The sequence below is a fragment of the Escherichia sp. GZ89 genome (assembly GCF_019366485.1).
In the GTDB taxonomy this organism is placed as follows: Bacteria; Pseudomonadota; Gammaproteobacteria; order Enterobacterales; family Enterobacteriaceae; genus Escherichia; species Escherichia fergusonii.
On record NZ_JAEOHX010000062.1, the window covers coordinates 1 to 586 of the forward strand.

The following is a 586-nucleotide window of genomic DNA, read 5'->3' on the forward strand; positions in this document are numbered from 1 at the left end:
CGGCCTGTGCTTCGCTCAGGCTGGCTTGTAGCGCTTCAAAATCCAGCGAGTGATTTTCCGCATCGTAGTAAGCGTACTCCCGAACTTCCAGGCCGGCAGCGTTAAACACGCTTTTGTGGTTCGGCCAGCTGGGGTTGCTCACCCACACCCGTTTTACCGGAGTATTTTTTGCCAAAAAGTCGGCGGCAATGCGTAACGCGCCGGTACCGCCCGGCGTTTGCGCCGTGCGTGCGCGCTTATCATTAATCAGCGCGCTGCCTTTGCCGAACAGCAGTTCCTGAGTGCAGCGAGCAAATTCCGGAATCCCGTCAATGCCGAGATAGTTTTTCGTCGTTTCATTTTCCAGTAAATACTGCTCGGCTTTTTTAACGCTGGTGAGCACCGGTGTTTTGCCGGTTTCATCTTTATATACGCCAATGCCAAGGTTAATTTTCCCTGGACGGTCATCGGCGCGAAACAGATCGGCCAGGCCCAAAATCGGGTCGGCAGGAGCGGCGGTTATGTTCTCAAACATGACGAGGTTCCATTATAGTTACAGAAGGGAAATCCGCTATCAGGTTAACGGCAGATTTACAAAATGCCAACC

Annotated in this window: 1 protein-coding gene; it reads right to left on the bottom strand. The window is 52.7% G+C overall.

Going from position 1 to position 586, the window contains the following annotated elements; all coding sequences use genetic code 11:
- The coding region (locus tag K0335_RS22195) for an aminotransferase class I/II-fold pyridoxal phosphate-dependent enzyme (RefSeq protein ID WP_219394168.1) at positions 1–514 on the bottom strand (514 nt) is incomplete at its 3' end.
- Positions 515–586 lie beyond the last annotated feature (72 nt).